This is a genomic window from Flavobacterium hibernum (genome assembly GCF_000832125.1).
Taxonomy (GTDB): Bacteria; Bacteroidota; Bacteroidia; order Flavobacteriales; family Flavobacteriaceae; genus Flavobacterium; species Flavobacterium hibernum.
This window is the reverse complement of sequence record NZ_JPRK01000010.1, coordinates 104,933-117,792: the sequence shown is the minus strand read 5'-3', so window position 1 is coordinate 117,792 and position 12,860 is coordinate 104,933. Positions and strand designations below refer to the sequence as shown.

At 31.0% G+C, this 12,860-nt stretch carries 12 protein-coding genes, 2 tRNA genes and 1 rRNA gene; 8 read left to right on the top strand and 7 right to left on the bottom strand.

Features of this window, described 5'->3' with window-relative positions; all coding sequences use genetic code 11:
* Positions 1 to 6 precede the first annotated feature (6 nt).
* The 3 genes from rrf to lpxA all read left to right on the top strand — a co-directional run bounded on the left by rrf (position 7) and on the right by lpxA (position 1,768).
* A 5S ribosomal RNA gene (gene rrf / locus IW18_RS12880) occupies positions 7 to 116 on the top strand.
* Positions 117 to 366: 250 nt separating this feature from the next.
* Entirely contained in the window at positions 367 to 930 is a 564-nt protein-coding gene (locus IW18_RS12875; RefSeq protein ID WP_041518285.1) for a Crp/Fnr family transcriptional regulator, read from the top strand.
* Between the two features lie 64 nt (positions 931 to 994).
* A complete protein-coding gene (gene lpxA / locus IW18_RS12870) occupies positions 995 to 1,768 on the top strand; it encodes an acyl-ACP--UDP-N-acetylglucosamine O-acyltransferase (RefSeq protein ID WP_089081916.1) in 774 nt (257 codons plus the stop codon).
* 136 nt (positions 1,769 to 1,904) lie between these two features.
* Here the strand turns inward: lpxA and IW18_RS12865 are convergent, their stop codons facing one another.
* On the bottom strand, positions 1,905 to 2,252 hold the full coding sequence (locus IW18_RS12865; protein WP_041518283.1) for a winged helix-turn-helix domain-containing protein: 348 nt from the start codon (positions 2,250 to 2,252) through the stop codon (positions 1,905 to 1,907).
* A gap of 445 nt (positions 2,253 to 2,697) precedes the next feature.
* Here IW18_RS12865 and IW18_RS12860 point away from each other — a divergent pair, with 445 nt between their 5' ends.
* The 3 genes from IW18_RS12860 (at position 2,698) to IW18_RS12850 (ending at position 5,193) form a co-directional block, all read left to right on the top strand.
* Positions 2,698 to 2,979 (top strand): GNAT family N-acetyltransferase, encoded by a 282-nt coding sequence (locus IW18_RS12860; protein ID WP_240475560.1) that lies wholly within the window; start codon positions 2,698 to 2,700, stop codon positions 2,977 to 2,979.
* Positions 2,980 to 3,257: 278 nt separating this feature from the next.
* On the top strand, positions 3,258 to 4,313 hold the full coding sequence (locus IW18_RS12855; protein WP_041518282.1) for a serine hydrolase domain-containing protein: 1,056 nt from the start codon (positions 3,258 to 3,260) through the stop codon (positions 4,311 to 4,313).
* A 40-nt stretch (positions 4,314 to 4,353) separates the two neighbouring features.
* A complete protein-coding gene (locus IW18_RS12850) occupies positions 4,354 to 5,193 on the top strand; it encodes a carboxylesterase family protein (RefSeq protein WP_041518281.1) in 840 nt (279 codons plus the stop codon).
* A 44-nt stretch (positions 5,194 to 5,237) separates the two neighbouring features.
* On the opposite strand, the gene IW18_RS12845 is transcribed toward IW18_RS12850, so the two are convergent.
* The 6 genes from IW18_RS12845 to IW18_RS12820 form a co-directional block, all read right to left on the bottom strand.
* The gene (locus tag IW18_RS12845; protein WP_041518279.1) at positions 5,238 to 5,648 is read right to left on the bottom strand and encodes a helix-turn-helix domain-containing protein; all 411 of its coding nucleotides are present in this window, start codon (positions 5,646 to 5,648) and stop codon (positions 5,238 to 5,240) included.
* A gap of 267 nt (positions 5,649 to 5,915) precedes the next feature.
* A tRNA-Val gene (locus IW18_RS12840) sits at positions 5,916 to 5,993 on the bottom strand.
* Between the two features lie 312 nt (positions 5,994 to 6,305).
* Complete coding sequence (locus IW18_RS12835; RefSeq protein WP_041518277.1) at positions 6,306 to 7,610, bottom strand: M20/M25/M40 family metallo-hydrolase; 1,305 nt, start codon at positions 7,608 to 7,610, stop codon at positions 6,306 to 6,308.
* Positions 7,611 to 7,714: 104 nt separating this feature from the next.
* Positions 7,715 to 8,665, bottom strand: coding sequence for an SMI1/KNR4 family protein (locus IW18_RS12830; protein ID WP_041518275.1), 951 nt, complete (start codon positions 8,663 to 8,665; stop codon positions 7,715 to 7,717).
* 337 nt (positions 8,666 to 9,002) lie between these two features.
* Positions 9,003 to 9,248, bottom strand: a complete 246-nt coding sequence (locus IW18_RS12825) for a GIY-YIG nuclease family protein (protein ID WP_041518273.1) — start codon at positions 9,246 to 9,248, stop codon at positions 9,003 to 9,005.
* A gap of 60 nt (positions 9,249 to 9,308) precedes the next feature.
* Positions 9,309 to 9,383: transfer RNA gene (locus IW18_RS12820), tRNA-Val, on the bottom strand.
* A gap of 264 nt (positions 9,384 to 9,647) precedes the next feature.
* Between IW18_RS12820 and IW18_RS12815 the strand changes: the two genes are divergently transcribed.
* On the top strand, positions 9,648 to 11,438 hold the full coding sequence (locus tag IW18_RS12815) for an ABC transporter ATP-binding protein (RefSeq protein WP_041518271.1): 1,791 nt from the start codon (positions 9,648 to 9,650) through the stop codon (positions 11,436 to 11,438).
* A gap of 34 nt (positions 11,439 to 11,472) precedes the next feature.
* Entirely contained in the window at positions 11,473 to 12,780 is a 1,308-nt protein-coding gene (locus tag IW18_RS12810) for a porin family protein (RefSeq protein WP_052480161.1), read from the top strand.
* The last annotated feature ends 80 nt before the right edge of the window (positions 12,781 to 12,860 follow it).

Below are 12,860 nucleotides of genomic sequence, written 5' to 3'. Positions count from 1 at the left end.
CCACCTTAAGGTGGTTATTGCGGCGGGGCTCACCTCTTCCCATCCCGAACAGAGTAGTTAAGCCCGCCTGCGCAGATGGTACTGCAGTTATGTGGGAGAGTATGTCGTCGCCTTTCTTTTCAAAAACCCTATCCAATCGGATAGGGTTTTTTTGTTTTTATAGGTTTTTGGGAAAAAACATAGTTATCTAACTTCGGTAATAAAGTTTAATATGTATAGAAACTTGCTAAGGTGTGTTTAAGAGCTCTTTTAATCTTATTACTTTCAAGTCTAATCGGCTGATGAGTTGCCATTGTTTTTTAAAGTAAAGCGGTCATTAAGCGCTGTTTCTTTTTAGTAAATTTGTTATTAGTAATAATCTGTATTATGGTAGAATTAATCAATATAATTAAGGGCTTTCAGGAATTAGATTTAGAAACAGAAGAAGCGATAAGAAAATATTTTATTAAAGAAAGATTTAAGAAAAATGAGTTCATTATTCAACAAGGTAAAGTCTGTACTAAAATGTATTTTATTCAATCTGGATCAATTCGCAGATTTTGTCTAGAAAATGAAATAGAAGTTACTAGGTGGATTTATACCGATAACCAATTTGTAACATCTTTGAGTAGTTTTTTTGAACAGAAATCCTCATTTGAGTGTCTTCAAGCTTGTGAAGATACTGTTGTTTATTCACTATCTTATTCAGATGAACAGATCTTAATGGGATACCCGTTGTTTTTGAAGTTCCATGTTAATCAACTCCGTTTGTATCTTTCAAAAACTAATGAGTTTCATCATTTGTTTAGAATTATGAATGCTCAGGAAAAATATTCTTTTTTGCTGGAATCGTTTCCGCAAATTATTATTAGAGCTAAGTTAAAATATGTAGCATCTCTTATGGGTGTGAGTCAAGAGACATTAAGTAGAATTAGAGCTGTTATTACTTGATATTAGATCAAGAAAATTTATTTATTTTTTCTCAATATTTGTATCAATTATAAAATGGATGATTTTGAGAAGTACTATTATTGGAAAAGCAGCTATAATTGGTAATAATGTTCATATTGGGAATTTTACTACTATCGAGAATGATGTCATAATTGGTGATAATACTTGGGTAGGTAATGGTGTAAGTATTTTAAATGGAAGCAGGATTGGTGAGAGCTGTCAAATCCATTCTAATGCTGTTTTAGCAGGTAATCCTCAAGATTTAAAATATGATAACGAAAGGACTTTTTTAGAAATTGGTGATTTTACTGTTATTAGAGAATTTGTTACTATAAACAAAGGAACTAAGTCTAAGGGGAAAACTAGAATTGGTGAGAATAATTTAATTATGGCAAGTGCTCATATTGGTCACGATTGTTTTATTGGTAATAATTGTGTTGTCGGATTTAATGTTGGAATGGCTGGTGAAGTAATTGTTAATGACTGGGCTAATATTAGTGGATTTACAGCGATACATCAATTTTCGACTATTGGAAAACATAGTATGATTTCTGGAATGAGTCGCGTTGTTAAAGATGTTCCTCCTTACGTTTTAGCGGCAAGGGAACCTTTAACTTATGCTGGATTGAATATTGTGGGATTAAAGAGGAGAGGTTTTGAGCTTTGTAAAATAAAGGAGCTAAAAGATATTTACCGAATAATTTTTCAAGAAAAGAGAAATGTTTCTTCTGCTTTAGAATTGATAGTTGATCAATTTGAGCAAACGGAAGAGCGAGATGTAATTTTAAATTTTATTAAAGAATCTTCGCGTGGAATTATTAAAGGGAATTCTTTTTAGGTGTCAAGAAATACAAGTTCTTTATTGAGGTGTGTAAAGTCTTTTTTGAGATGATTTTATTGAAATAAGGTATTAACACTTCCATGATATTAATTTGTAATCTATAAAAGAGTCAAAAAGGTTGTTTTTGATTATTTTAAAACTTCAAATTTTTAGTTTCGTTTGCTGCAAAATCTTTAATTCGTTTTTCGATTTCATAAAAAATTGTAATTGCTTTTTCTCCAGCTTCAGTTAGTTTCGCGCCACCTCCGCCTTTTCCTCCAAGAAGTTTTTCTACTAATCTGTTTTCAGAACGTTTGTTCATTTCTTCAACTAATTGCCAGGCTTGTCGATAAGACATTTTCATTTCTTTTGCGGCATTTGTTATTGATCCTGTTTTTCGTATGTTTTCTAACAACCAAATTTTTCCAATTCCTAAAAAAGGTCCTTCGGTTTCTTCAATCCAAAGGCGAACTTCAATATTATATTTTTTATTTTCTGCCATTGATGTCAAGATTTAGAATTCTTTATTTTTTAATCGCTTAAGTTTATACATGGTATTATGTATGCAATATTATGTATTTATACTTAATTGGAAATATGTACATGATTTTTTTTTTTTTTTAGTCATGCTATGAGGTTGCTTTTGAATTGTTTATTTTGAATTTTAGAATCAAATTTTATAGAAATTGGAGTCTGTTTGCGGAAATGTTGTAATTGCCTTTAAAATAGATTGAATAAATGAAACTGATTATTTTTATAATAAAAAAAAACACTAACTAATAAAAGAATACTTGAATGAAAAAAACTGCTGAATTTACAATTGAAAGCTGTAAAAAGGAAATATCAAAAAAATAGTAAGTGGAATTAATGAGTATAATTTAAGCAGGGTTTCTGCAATTACTGATATCTGGACACCGCTTGAATTTGTAGCTCTAGATGAGAATGGAATGGAAATAGGAGGAATATTAGCGGGGCTAGGATATTGGAATGGACTTGAAATTAAAATTTTATGGGTAGATGAGAAATACAGAAATAAAGGTATTGGAACGCAAATTTTGAAACATGTCGAAAAAATAGCAAAAGATAAAGGTGCTGAAATTTCGATGCTTGACACATTTGATTTTCAAGCAGAAGACTTTTATTTAAAAAATGGATATGAACCGATTGGTGAAATTAAGGATTTCCCTAAAGGATACAGAAGAGTATACTTTTCGAAAAAATTGACTTAAAATGTAATATTTTCATTTGTATGAAAAGTTAAACTTTAATTTGAAATCTCACATGCAAAATTGCTTTTTCTTGATATGTATTTGGTCGAAATAATTATAATTTTTATTAAGGATAATTCCTATATTCGTTAAAGATTAGAACTGAAATTTACCCTACAAACTTAGGCGTAATATGCCATTGTTTGATGATATTCTATAACAAATAAACGCAAGTCAGAAATTTGCGTTTGACAAAACAATTAAACCAAAATATTCACATTAATTTTCCCTATACTTAAATGAAACACTATTTTACCGTAACCTTTATTGCCTTTACTATTTTATTTAATTCGTATAACTCTTTTGGGCAGAAAATTGATAATTATCAGGCAAAGATAGATAGCTTAATTCACGTAACGAGCCCGAGAGGTTTTAATGGAGTTGTTTTTATTCAACAAAATGGAAAAGTAAAATATGCAAAAGCACACGGTTATTCTGATTTTAATAAAAAAACAGCATTAAAAATTTCTGATAAATTTTCGACAATGTCAATTGCGAAACAATTTACAGCCACACTTATCTTGCAGGAAGTAGAAAAAGGAACGATAGATTTGCAAATTCCTATTCGCAAATACTTACCGGATTTAAAATATTCTTGGGCAGATACTGTTACCGTTAATCAATTGCTTAATAATACATCGGGATTGAATAGTGAAGATATAGACAAACCGTTAAAATTTGCGCCAGGAACAGCTTTTAGCTATTCTAATATTGGATATTATGTTGCGGGAATGGTTCTGGAAAAACAAAGCCATAAAAGTTTTGAGGAGTTGGTAACTGCTTTATTTAAAAAATGTAATATGACCAACAGTTATTACCCAAATGAGATAAGTAATAAAATTTTGACCAAAGGACATACAGTAAAAAAAGATGGAACGGTGAGATTTAACGAGCGCGTAAATTTTGATGCTCATAATTATTTTGGAAGTCATTTAATTGTTTCGGCTCCTGATTTAGCAAAATGGAATGAATGCTTGCATAACGGCAAGTTGCTAAAGCCAGAGACTTACAAAATGATGATTGCTTATTCTATAACCAATGCGCATCAGCTTTTTAGCGATAAACCTATTGGTTATGGCTACGGATTGCGAATAAACGATAAAGACGTTATAATGGAAATTGGACATACAGGTTTTCATCCAAGTGAAGGATTCACAGCGGTCAATTTATATTACCCAAAAACTAAAACCAGCGTGATTGTTATGGAAAATCAGGCAAACGAAAACTTTGATATTGCCTATTATTTTGAACAAGGAATTAGAAAAATTGTCAAAGAAAGTAATCTTTTAAAATAAAACTAACCAGATAGTCTTAACCACAATTTTTTAAAATCGTATGTTTAAAATAAATTTCGAAAAAATTCTTGTTTTACTTTTTTTTACTTTAACTACAAGTTTTGTTTTTGCGCAGAAAAAGGAGTTTCGGGAAACGACTGTTGATAGTGTAACTTTTGTAAACAATAGAAAAATATTAAACAGTCTAAATACGGATGGTTTCGAAAAAAATATATTTACCAAGCAAGATAAGCAAATTCCTTACAGACTTCTAAAACCAAAAAATAATAGTAGTAAACAGAGATATCCTTTAGTAATTACTTTTCATAACTCTACCCGAATTGGAAATGATAATGAAAATCAGCTTGAGCCTTTTTCGAAAATTTGGCTACGACCTTATATTTACAGTAAATATCAATGTTATGTAATAGCGCCGCAATTCAGTAAACGGTCATCAGTTTACGAAAAAAACGTTGACGGCGTTCAAGTTTTAAAACCTTCAAATGATGTTTTTGCCTTAATAGAATTGATTCAAAATATAGAGAAGGAATATCCAAACATCGATAAAAATAAGATTTACTTAATTGGTTATTCGATGGGTGGTTCTACTGTGCAAAATTTACTAAGTATTGCACCAAACAAATTTGCAGCTACGGTTTCTGTTGCTGCGGTTCCTGATTTTTCAAATCTTAAAAAATTAAGCAAGAAAAACATATGGCTTATTCATGGAGAAAAAGACGACGAGAATCCTTATGTGGGAAGTGTTGAATTGTTTGATAAATTATCTTCAAACGAAAATTTGATTTTGACCACTTTTAAGAATCTAAATCATAATAACATTATCATTCCGTTTTTAATAACCGAAGAGATTCCAAAATGGCTATTTGAAAAGCATAAATAAAAAAAAACTCCTTAATTTCTTAAGGAGTTTCTGTTTTTTAAAGGTTATTTTCCTTTTATTATTTTTTCCAGATATTCGATTTTCTGTTTTTCTGCTTCAATTAAGCGCTCATATAACTTTTCTTTCTCTGTATAGATTTCTATCAACTTATCAAGTGGATTGAAGTTACAACTATATGCATTTCCATTAACAACATTGCTATCATTGTAAGTATTGCCAATAATGTTTAAGATAGCTTCTTCAGAGAAATTCTTAATTGCTTCAACTGTAACTCCAAGTACTTTGGCTATTTCTGTAAGTTTTTCATCATCTATCGTTTCACTGTTTTCAATAGTAGAAACAGTTTGTTGACTTATTCCTAAAGCTTGCGCCAAAGCTTCTTGTTTCATGTCTCGAAGTTCACGAATACGGCTAATTTTTCGCCCTATGTGATTTGGTTTTGATAGTGTACTCATAATTCAAAGATAATAATTAAGTGTAATAAATTTGGAACTGTAAAAAACATAATTTACAGATGTTCATTGAGAGTGCTGAACAAAAATACAATTTTTCTGATAAGAATTTATAGGTTTAAGATATGTATTTAAAACTAAAGTATTAAAAGAATATATATGTAATCCCGTCCTTTCAATTGAAATGACAAGATTATGTATTTAAGTTGATGGATAAAGTTTTGAGAAAAAAGTAAAAAAAAAAACTCCTTAATTTCTTAAGGAGTTTCTTGGTGGGCGATGAGGGGTTCGAACCCCCGACCCCCTCGGTGTAAACGAGGTGCTCTGAACCAGCTGAGCTAATCGCCCTATTTTACTAGGTTGCTATCGTTTGTGATTGCGAGTGCAAATATACAGCTAGATTTGGTATTTGCAAGCATATTTTGAAAAAAAATATAATATTTTTACTTAATAATACTTACTAGTATTGTGTATGAACTCATTAGGCTTTCGGAATTATTCAAAATTTTATTATCGTGTTTTTAATGTCAGTGTTTTGAAGCTGTTTAGATAATCTTTTAATAAAATTAGTAAACTTATATCGAAACAAGACAAAAAACAAAAAAGCACTGAAAACAAATCATTTTCAGTGCTTTTTAGATTCTTTAAAATTTACTTATATTATTTCAATTCAGTAGTATTTACTCTGGTTGGTGTGTCTTTTCCGCTAATAATCGAAGAAGAACTTACTGCAATTGATTTTATTATTTGGGTCATGTTATCAATATCTAACGTCTCAAATTCATCATCGACTGTGTGATATGTTGGCTCATTATCCATTTTTGAAGTAGAAATGGTGTGAGCAGGAACTCCAAGCTTCGCTAACGTAGCGTTGTCTGAGCGGTAAAATAATTGTTGTTCCGGATAAGGATCAGAATAAAACGTAAAATTTGTTCCTGTTAAATTAGTTTGTAAAATCTGCCCCATATTCGACTTATCGTAGCCTGTAATGTAAGCAGAGTTTTTGCCCCATTTAGATTCTGTTCCTATCATTTCGATATTGAACATCGCAATTACTTTTTCTGGCGCAAGCTGTTGAGAAAAATATTTGGCTCCATAACCTCCTATTTCTTCAGCTACAAATGTGGTAAAAATAATAGTGCGCTCGTTGTTATTTTGTTTTTTAAAATATTTCGCAAGCATAATTACTGCTGTTGTTCCAGCGGCATCATCATTGGCACCATTATAAATAGAATCTGTTGCAGTATGCTTAGCGCCTTCTTCGGGTGAGCCTACTCCTAAATGATCATAATGCCCTGAAAAAATTACAAACTCATTTGGTTTCGTTTTTCCAGGTAATACTCCAACAACATTATTCAATGTTTTTTTGGAGATTAAATTCGTTAATTCAACAGAAAAATTAGTCGCTTCTGTGGTACCAAAAACAAACGTAATTGTATTGTTTCCAGGATTAGCAGTAAGAAGATCAATATGTTGAATATTAGGCAATATATTATTAAATGAAGGATCAACTAATACCAAAAGATTTCTCTCACTTTTATAATATTCATTAAATTTCTTGCCAATGTTATCTCCTTTATTGATTTTTACAATCGAAATATCGCTTTTTTCAGTTAAAGAAACTTGAGGAAGATATGAGAATGTTACAACTTGATTATTGTTTATTTCTTTGCCATCAATCGTAATTTTTGAAGAAACTGCTTTAGAGGCAGTCATCGAAAATTCTTGTTTGTAATTCGTTGCTCCATTGAAAGTTTGCAAACCAATTTTTTTAAACTCTGATTCTATAAAGGCTGATGCTTTGTCAATACCAGGGGTAAAAGTTCTCCTACCCTGCATATTATCTGCCGAAAGTATTTTTTCTATACGAGTTACTTCTTTGTTTGTAATAATTTTATCGATCGATTGTCCATGTACATTAAAACATTGACTTAGAACAAACATACTTACAATAATTTTTTTCATGTTTTACTTTTATAAATAGCGTTTTAGTTAAACCAAAAGTACATTAATTATTGATAAAACTTAGCGCGATTGAAAAAACTGAAATTCTTATTATAAACTATTTTCTAGAACGTTTGCATTATTTTTTCTAATTCAATTTTATTTTCCTTATGAAATGGTATTTCTAAAAAAGTCCAATCTACATTCGATAAAAATGGTTGAAACTGTTCCATTATAATTGATTTTAGGTTATTGGAGTTGTCTTGAAAAGAATCTACTCCAAGTCTTAGATCAATATCAATGACATAATTTAATTCTTTGTTATTTTGAAAAAGGAATGTGTTACTTAAAAATTGATTGGGTGTTAATTTAATATCTACCAACAGGCTTGTATTTAGCTTTAATTTTCCCAAATACCATTTTTCGAAGTTGTACCAACCGTAATAATCATCTGTCTTTACTTCGAGTTGAAGCTCAAGTGATTTGTCAATCAATTCAGCAATTTTATCAATTGATTCATTTGATTTTATACCAATATAGAATGAAGTCGATTCATAGCCATAATAAACTAAATTATTAATTAATTCATCATAAGATTTTAATCTTATTCTCTCTTCGTAGCCATTTTCGGCACACTCTAATTCAAAATATACAATTTCGGGTGTTTCATATTCGTTTTCTACATTATAACCATAGTCAAAACACAATATTGTATGACCGTTCATAGTGGAAAGAATTGGAAGTCTGTCTAAATAAAGAAAATTTGTATCTGAAGAATTTTCTAATTTCTCTTTGTCCATATATTCTACTAAAACATCCTTTAAAGTCTTATAACCATTGCAACTAATTATTGGATCAAAACGAGCATCATTACACAAAAGTTCATTTACTTCTCCGTTATAATTCAAAGCACTTTTCCATAAAAGACCACCATTTTGTAGTTTCATATGCTCTTTATAAAGCGCCGGAAATTTAAATCCAATTTCAATTTCTTTTTGAAGAATTTGCTCTTCTGTTCTTCCAATTGTTTCTTTTGTTAAACCTTTTGCAGGTTGCTTCCAAATATCTATTATCATATAATTTCGCAAATATTAATAAGATTCTTGCCTCGCAAAAATCACTACCAACTGGTTAATTGATAATACTTTACAGTGTAGATCCATCTTTTTTCTAAATGTAAATGCGTTAATTAATCAGGTCAAAGTTTTCACAATAGTACACAAAAACAGAATGATAGGATTGGTGTTTTTAAATAAATTAAGATTATTTTTGAAACAAAACGAATTATATGAAGTATGATCGCAAAAAAAACTCCTTAAAAAATTAAGGAGTTTCTTGGTGAGGGATGAGGGGTTCGAACTCCAGACGCTTCCGATTAAAAATCGGAATGCTCTGAACCAAATGAGCTAATGTTTATTTTTTAACTAATTCTTGAATTTTAATTCTGCTTTTCCAAGACTTAATCTGCAATTCTCTTTTACGAGCTAATTCTTTCGTTTCATAGTTTTCAGTACAAACCATCTTCCAATCATTTGTATTACCTGTAAAACCTTTACTTTTTTGATTGTGTCGCATAAGTCTTTCTTCTAAATTAAAGGTAAATCCAATATAGAATTTATTTTTGCTTTCACTAAATAAGATATAGACAATAAAATTCATAAAATGTATATAAAGCAAAAAACTCCAAAGTCATATGACTTTGGAGTTTTTGGAATTTTGTGGGCGATGAGGGGTTCGAACCCCCGACCCCCTCGGTGTAAACGAGGTGCTCTGAACCAGCTGAGCTAATCGCCCTATTTTACTAGGTTGCTATCGTTTGTGATTGCGAGTGCAAATATACAGCTAGATTTGGTATTTGCAAGCTTATTTTAAAAATAAATCAAATGCTTTTACAAGTTATTTATTACTAACCTATTTTTCAGCTTCTTAAAAGTAGAATAAATTTTATTGATTTCTTATCATTTAGTTAAAAAACAAAATCTGAGAGGGTAATTAGTAATATTCTTTTGTATTCAGTGGCTATAGTTATACATTTGCATACCTTAATTGTATACTCAAATGGCAAGATTTCAAGAAAATGATTTACCTAAAGCTAAATTAGACTCTAATTCACTTCAAAAAGCACTACAGATTTTTAAATATGGTAAAAATCACAAATGGAAATTTTTCCTGGGGCTTATTTTTCTTTTATTAACCAGTGCTACTGCCCTCGCCTTTCCTAAATTAATGGGAATGCTGGTCGATTGTGTTACTAATAAAGATCTCGATAAGGCCAACCAAATTGCAATTGCGCTTATGGGAATACTAACATTGCAAGCAATCTTCTCATTTTTTAGAATCTCACTTTTTGTAAATTTTACCGAAAACTCTTTGTCAAATATTCGTTTTGCATTGTACGAGAATCTGGTTAAACTGCCAATGTCATTCTATTCTCAAAAACGTGTTGGAGAACTGAATAGCCGTATTAGTGCAGATATTTCACAATTACAAGACACTTTTACTACAACAATAGCAGAGTTTTTACGTCAGTTAATTTTAATTATTGGAGGTTTTGTAATTTTAGGAAGCATAAGCCCAAAATTAACTTTAATGATGTTGGCAATTGTACCGGTTGTTGCTGTTGCTGCTGTTATATTTGGAAGATTTATTCGTAAATACGGAAAGAAAACTCAGGATAAAGTTGCCGAAAGTCAGGTAATTGTCGAGGAAACATTGCAAGGAATTAGTAATGTGAAAGCTTTTGCAAACGAATGGTACGAAATTCAACGTTATAAAAATAAAATAAAAGAAATTGTAAAAATTGCCATTAAAGGCGGTCAATACCGTGGTTATTTTGCTTCATTTATTATTCTGTGTCTTTTTGGATGCGTTGTAGCTGTGGTTTGGTACGGAATTACATTGACTATAAAAGGTGAAGTTGAAGGTGTTGGAGATTTGATTTCTTTCGTACTTTATACCACATTTATTGGGGCTTCTTTTGGTGGAATTGCCGAAATGTATGCTCAAATTCAAAAAGCGGTTGGTGCAACAGAGCGTGTTTTTGAACTTCTTGAAGAAACTCCGGAAGATATTAACGCAAATCCTAAAACGACTCCATTAGAAAAAATTAAAGGAAATGTTACTTTTAAGAATGTAGCTTTTAGTTATCCTTCTCGAAAAGAAGTTCAGGTTTTAAAAGATGTCAATTTTTCGGCAGAATTTGGACAGAAAATTGCAATTGTTGGACCAAGTGGAGCAGGAAAATCGACTATTTCGTCTTTACTTTTACGTTTTTATGATATTACTTCGGGAGAAATTACTGTTGACGGAAAAAACATCTACGATTATGATTTAGAGAATCTTCGTGGAAACATGAGTATCGTTCCGCAAGATGTGATTTTATTTGGAGGAACTATTAGAGAAAATATTGCCTACGGAAAGCCTGATGCAACAGATGAGGAAATTATGTTGGCTGCAAAACAAGCAAATGCATTAAACTTTGTAGAAGGTTTTCCTGAAAAGTTCGAAACGCTTGTGGGAGAACGTGGTGTAAAATTATCCGGAGGACAACGTCAACGTATTGCCATTGCCAGAGCATTACTTAAAAACCCTAGTATTTTAATTTTGGATGAAGCTACATCATCTTTAGATAGCGAAAGTGAAAAATTGGTTCAAGAAGCATTAGAAGTTTTGATGGAAGGAAGAACAAGTATTATTATTGCTCACAGACTTTCGACCATTAGAAATGCTGATAAAATTTTAGTTTTAGATAACGGAAAAATTACTGAAGAAGGAACGCATCAAGAATTAATTAATCTTGAAAATGGTATCTATAAAAACTTAAGTAATCTTCAGTTTAGTAATTCTTAAATAAAAATATCATTCACTTGTTTAAATTAAAAAAATGCCACACTTAAGAATCGTTCTCATTTTGTTATTTATTGTTCTCAATACAATTTCTGTTCTAGCGCAAGAAAAACCTTTTAATGTTGTAAACATAAGCCCTGATGGGGCAAAATATATCAAATTTGGAATGAACCTTCAGGTTTGGGGAAGATATTCTGAATTAAATCCCGGTAGTAAAGTGGGAACAACTCAGGTTGATGAAACTTACGATATTGTAATCAGACGTTTGCGTTTGCAGGCAATGGGAATGATAACGGATAATATTTTTTTTCACCTTCAATTGGGACAAAATAATATAAATTTTACTCAAAATAATGGTCCTTCCAATGCTCCTCTTTCTGTTATGGATGCCTTAGGAGAATATCATTTTAGTAATAAACTGCATATTGGTGGTGGATTAACAGCTTGGGGAGCAGGAACAACACGTTATTCTGCAAACAGCTCATCGTCTCAGCTTACTTTAGATACGCCAATGTATCAGCAATTTAGTAATACGTCATCGACTTTCGGAAATAGAAATTTAAGCATATACGCAAAAGGTTATTTAGGAAAGTTTAATTATCGCGTGGCTGTCACAAATCCGTACCGAAATACAACAAATAATTTAGGACTGTATTCTTCAATAAGTACAGAAACTCCAAGAGCTCAATATTCGGGAATTCTAACGTACGCTTTCTTAGACAAAGAATCAATTGAAGATGCTTACCACAAAGGAACTTATTTAGGAACTAAAAAAGTTTTTAATGTAGCTTTAGGTTATATGACGCAAGCAAACGCCATGTGGCATTTAACACCCGATGCAAAGATTGCATATGATGATATGAAGGTATTAGGTTTTGATGTGTTTTACGATAGTCCTATTAGTAAAAGAGGTGACGCAATAACTGCTTATGCAGCTTTCAATAATAATAACTATGGAAAAAACTACATTCAGTCTGTAAATACGCCAAATCCAGCGATTGGAGACAACACGCTTATTAATGGTTCAGGTGCAGGATTTCTTGGTGTGGGAACCGGAAATATTTATTACGCTCAATTTGGTTATCTTTTTCCTAAATCTGAAAATGCAGACAGAAAAGGACGTTTTCAGCCCTACGCAGCAACACAAATTGCTGATTTAGAAGCTTTAAATACTCCAATGACGATGTACGAGCTAGGTGTTAATTATTACACAACTGGTACTTTGGGACCAAAGTTTAGTTTAAACTACCAAAACAGGGCTATTTATGATAAAACACTTACAGGGCAATATAAACAAAGTGATCGATTAGGAATGGTTGTTTTACAATGTCAGGTTTCATTCTAAAAAAAATTAAAAATTCCAATAAAAAAAATCCAAATTCCAGTTATAACTATAGGAATTTGGATTTTTTTTATTGGAATTTA

Bases quoted from the DNA above. Each gene is read 5' to 3' on its own strand.
- IW18_RS12850 (WP_041518281.1), top strand. From the start codon at position 4,354: ATGTTTAAAATAAATTTCGAAAAAATTCTTGTTTTACTTTTTTTTACT.
- IW18_RS12875 (WP_041518285.1), top strand. From the start codon at position 367: ATGGTAGAATTAATCAATATAATTAAGGGCTTTCAGGAATTAGATTTA.
- IW18_RS12825 (WP_041518273.1), bottom strand. From the start codon at position 9,248: ATGAATTTTATTGTCTATATCTTATTTAGTGAAAGCAAAAATAAATTC.
- IW18_RS12845 (WP_041518279.1), bottom strand. From the start codon at position 5,648: ATGAGTACACTATCAAAACCAAATCACATAGGGCGAAAAATTAGCCGT.
- IW18_RS12835 (WP_041518277.1), bottom strand. From the start codon at position 7,610: ATGAAAAAAATTATTGTAAGTATGTTTGTTCTAAGTCAATGTTTTAAT.
- IW18_RS12810 (WP_052480161.1), top strand. From the start codon at position 11,473: ATGCCACACTTAAGAATCGTTCTCATTTTGTTATTTATTGTTCTCAAT.
- IW18_RS12855 (WP_041518282.1), top strand. From the start codon at position 3,258: ATGAAACACTATTTTACCGTAACCTTTATTGCCTTTACTATTTTATTT.
- IW18_RS12815 (WP_041518271.1), top strand. From the start codon at position 9,648: ATGGCAAGATTTCAAGAAAATGATTTACCTAAAGCTAAATTAGACTCT.
- IW18_RS12865 (WP_041518283.1), bottom strand. From the start codon at position 2,252: ATGGCAGAAAATAAAAAATATAATATTGAAGTTCGCCTTTGGATTGAA.
- IW18_RS12830 (WP_041518275.1), bottom strand. From the start codon at position 8,665: ATGATAATAGATATTTGGAAGCAACCTGCAAAAGGTTTAACAAAAGAA.
- IW18_RS12860 (WP_240475560.1), top strand. From the start codon at position 2,698: ATGGAAATAGGAGGAATATTAGCGGGGCTAGGATATTGGAATGGACTT.